General features: G+C 73.1%; 3 protein-coding genes and 1 pseudogene. 2 read left to right on the forward strand and 2 right to left on the reverse strand.

Going from position 1 to position 3,791, the window contains the following annotated elements; translation table 11 throughout:
* Positions 1-232, reverse strand: a pseudogene (locus tag CCN72_RS40505) (phosphatase); the annotation flags it as partial.
* 492 nt (positions 233-724) lie between these two features.
* Between CCN72_RS40505 and CCN72_RS14345 the strand changes: the two are divergent.
* Positions 725-1,393 carry a bifunctional DNA primase/polymerase gene (locus tag CCN72_RS14345; RefSeq protein ID WP_037650570.1) on the forward strand — a complete coding sequence of 223 codons (669 nt, stop codon included), beginning with the start codon at positions 725-727 and terminating at the stop codon, positions 1,391-1,393.
* A 481-nt stretch (positions 1,394-1,874) separates the two neighbouring features.
* Complete coding sequence (locus CCN72_RS14350) at positions 1,875-2,405, forward strand: hypothetical protein (protein ID WP_244174222.1); 531 nt, start codon at positions 1,875-1,877, stop codon at positions 2,403-2,405.
* 253 nt (positions 2,406-2,658) lie between these two features.
* Here the strand turns inward: CCN72_RS14350 and CCN72_RS14355 are convergent, their stop codons facing one another.
* Positions 2,659-3,633, reverse strand: a complete 975-nt coding sequence (locus CCN72_RS14355; protein WP_085565564.1) for a DUF5926 family protein — start codon at positions 3,631-3,633, stop codon at positions 2,659-2,661.
* Between the last annotated feature and the right edge of the window lie 158 nt (positions 3,634-3,791).

The raw sequence follows: 3,791 nt of genomic DNA on the forward strand, positions 1-3,791 counted from the left end.
CCGCGAGTGTGCCCGCGGGGGCCTCCGGGGCGGGAGAGGCGGGCGCGACAGTGTGGGCGGGCGTGGGAACAGTGGGATCGATTCCGGCCACTTTCGGTGGGTGCGGGGCGCTCATGGCGCGCGGCCTTCAGACCGGTGCACAGTGCTCAAAAGCATCGCAAACCCCCATGTGATTCTGCGCCGCTAGCAGTGTCTCCACATGTACACGCACTCGTGAGGGGATGTCCAGCATTGTCCTGCGGGGATTCCTGGTGTCCATGGGGCTGGTGGGTGATTTCCCGGAACCCCTTGCCTTACCGTCAAGTTGGCTCAAAACTGCCTGGGGGAACGGTCCACTGCGGTCGACTGGGCTCGCTCCACGGAGCGTCACAGCGGTCGTGATGGGTACGTACTCGGAGAAGGCCAGGGGTGGTTGGGGACCACCCGGAACCTGGCGACGGACCCGGGCGTCATAGCCACCGACGGCCGAGCCCCATCCTCCCGTGGCGGAGGCGGAGAGAACCACGCGCGACGGCAAACGCCATGCTTCGCCACCCCCACGCCGCTACCGTGCCCTGCCTTGAGTGCCGTGGACGCGGCCGCGGCCGACGCTCGAACCCCTGGGGATCCCCTGCCGTGTGCGGGGATGTGATGCGCCACCAGGTACGCACAGTGCAGTGATCGACTCATGTTGTGATGTGGACCACGGTGTTGCCAGCGGTGCAACGGAAAGGAACGAGCGCTCATGCGCGAGATCCTCGGAAGGCGACGCAGGCTCCTGTCCAAGCGACGGAACGACGGGACGCCTGAGCCGATCAGCGCGGCCCTGACCTTCGCGACGGAGTGGCAGTGGCCCGTACTCCCGGGTGTGGCCCCGGACCCGCAGGGCAGAGGCCGCTGCGGCTGCCCCGACCCGGAATGCACGGTGCCCGGCGCCCACCCCTTCGACCCCGGGCTGCTCGCGGCCACGACCGATGCGCGCATGGTGCGCTGGTGGTGGACCAACCGGCCGAGCGCGCCCGTCATCCTCGCGACCGGCGGGACGGCTCCCTGCGCGGTGAGCCTGCCTGCGCTCGCCGCGTCCCGCGCCCTCGCCCTGCTCGACCGGCGGGGCATGCGCCTCGGCCCGGTCGTCGCCTCGCCCACCCGCTGGGCGCTGCTCGTCGAGCCGTACTCGATGGAGCAGTTGGGCGAGCTGCTCTACGCCAAGGACTTCGTCCCCGGCTCGCTGCGCTTCCACGGCGAGGGCGGCTATATCGCGCTGCCCCCGTCCGAGACCGGCACCGGCGCGGTGCGCTGGGAGCGGGCGCCGCTGCCGGGTTCGGCCGCGCCCTGGGTGCCGGACGTCGAGGCGGTGGTGGACGCCGTGGTCGACGCCCTCACTCGTACGGGTGTGAGCGCGCCCGAGTTGTAGGGGTGTCCGGCGCGCACGGTGCGGACGGGCGTGCCGTGCTCGTTATGTTCCGCCCATGCTGCGAATTCTTGGGGGCCATGGGACGCGCCGGCCACGCGACGGGGGACGCCGGCGCCCGACCGGCACGGGGCCGGGGTACGACGGCGGGCCGGACCGGGTGCGGTCGGCGGACGGCGGGGACGGTTCCCGCGCGTCGGCGGACGACCGGACCGACCTCCAGGTGCCGGCCGACGAAGGTGCTGGTCCCCGTGCGTCGGTCGGTGACCGGACGGCGGCCGGTGTCCGGGTGCCCGCAGGTGCCGGGGCTGGTCCCCGGGTGTCGGCCGGTGCCGGCCCTCCGGCATCGGTCGGTGGCGGGGGCAACCCGCCCTCCGGCGCCGGAAGTTCCCCCGAGTTCCGGGGCGCGTCCGGTGACGGAGCCGGGCCGCGGCCGAGGGGTGGGTTGCGGCGGGCGCGGTACGGGAAGGCCGATCCGCGCCGGGTGCATCTCGTCGGGCTGGCCTGTGTGGTGACGGCCGCCGTCGTACTGCCGCTGACCGTGGCGTCCGCCGGGCAGGTCAGGGACGTGGGCGAGGTGCTGGTGCCGGGCGCGCTGCGGCACGGAGAAGGCAAGGACCCGTCGGCCGCACCGGGCCGCTCGCCCGCGCTGCTGGATCTGGGCCTCGGCACCGCTGTCCGCTGCGGACCCCAACTCAGCTCCCCCGAGGGCATCGAGGCGCAGACCTGTGTGCTGATCCAGGGCGCGGACACCTGGGCGCGGACCTACTACCGCAACGCCACCGGCAAGTCGCTGGACGCCGGGCTGAGCCTCATGGGCCCCGGCGGCCGTACCACCCGTACGCGCTGCGACACGGGAGCCGACGACGAGCCCGCCACCTGTGAGACCCCCCGCGAGCGCAGCCGGGGCGGGGCGGACGCCTACATGGCCGTCGCGGAGTTCGCGGAGCGCGGGCCCGCCGGAGCGCTGCTGCTGCGCTCGGGAAGCAACTCCGAGGACACGGACGGCGGTTGAGGGCGCGCGACGCGTCGGGCACCGGACGCGGGCATGGAAAGACCCGGTTGCTGGCGACGGGGGATGCACCAGCAACCGGGCTACTGGAACGGTAACAAGAGATCGGCCGTTCGCAAATTCCGACTCAGGCATTCGGCCATCGTTTTCCCACCGATTTCCGTGTCGGAGCCGGGAGTTGTGACAGGAGTCACCCATCGGAAACTCGGTGTCATGACTGACCGACCAGTCAGTCATGACACCGATGCGGGTGCCGTCAGCTGAGCGTGACCTGCCGGTTGGTCAGTCCGCCGCGGGCCCGGCGCTCCTCCGCGGTGAGCGGCTCCTCGACGGCGAGGGCTGCGGCCAGGCGCTCGGCGAACTCGGCGGCCGGCTTCTCCACATCCTCCGCGCGGACCTCGCTCGGCAGGTCCCAGACCGGCACGGTGAGCCCGTGAGCACGGAAGGAGCCCACCAGCCGGGTGCCCTCGCCGAGGCTGGAGCGGCCCTGCGCGTGCAGTCGCGCGAGAGCGTCCAGAAGCCGCTCCTCGGGATGCGGCATCACCCAGCGCAGATGGTTCTTCTCCGGGGTCTCGCACCAGTACGCCGCGTCCACGCCGGACAGCCGGACCGTCGGGATCGCCGCCGCGTTGGCCCGCTCCAGGGAGGCGGTGACCTCCGGGGTGGCGTTCTCCGCGTCCGGCACCCAGAACTCGAAGCCGCTGTGCACGACCGGCTCGAACGGGCTCTCGGCGGCCAGCAGTTCCTGGAGCCGGGGCCCGTCGGCGGGGGCGCGCCGGCCCTGCACGGGGGTGCCGGGCTCCGCCTCCAGCGCGCGCTGGAGGGTGTCGGCGAGGTCGCGGCTGATGTCACCGGACGACGTGTCGTTCTGGAGGCCGATTAGGACCGAGCCGTCGTCGCGGCGCAGCGCGGGCCAGGCCATCGGCAGCACGGTGGCGAGCGTGACCGAGGGGACGCCCTCGGGCAGGCCGTCCTTCAGGGTCAGCTCGACCGTGGCGGCCGGGACCAGCTCGCGCAGCGCCACCCAGTCGCACTCGCCGGGCAGCCCCTCGAAGGGGCGGTGGACCAGCTCGGTCACCGCGTGGGCGGCGTCCCGGCCGTGGCACGCCTTGTAGCGCCGGCCGCTGCCGCAGGGGCAGGGCTCGCGGCCGCCGACCACCGGAACGGCACCATCTGCCCCGCCCGCCGCCTGCGGGCGCTTGGCCTTCGTCTGGGGTCGCTTCTTGGCCATCGTGGATGTCTCCCGGTTACGGCGCTTCTCGTACGGCGGGAGCCTAGCCGTTCGCGCCATCGCCGACGGGAACCTGTGGACAACGACCGTGCGGCGCGTGAGCCCCGGCTACCGGCAGCCCGCTCCCGCTCACCGGCAGCCCGCTCCCGCTCACCGGC

This window comes from Streptomyces murinus, assembly GCF_002154555.1.
GTDB lineage: Bacteria > Actinomycetota > Actinomycetes > Streptomycetales > Streptomycetaceae > Streptomyces > Streptomyces murinus.

Coding starts and splice junctions, on each gene's coding strand:
- CCN72_RS14345 (WP_037650570.1), top strand. CDS start 725: ATGCGCGAGATCCTCGGAAGGCGACGCAGGCTCCTGTCCAAGCGACGG.
- CCN72_RS14355 (WP_085565564.1), bottom strand. CDS start 3,633: ATGGCCAAGAAGCGACCCCAGACGAAGGCCAAGCGCCCGCAGGCGGCG.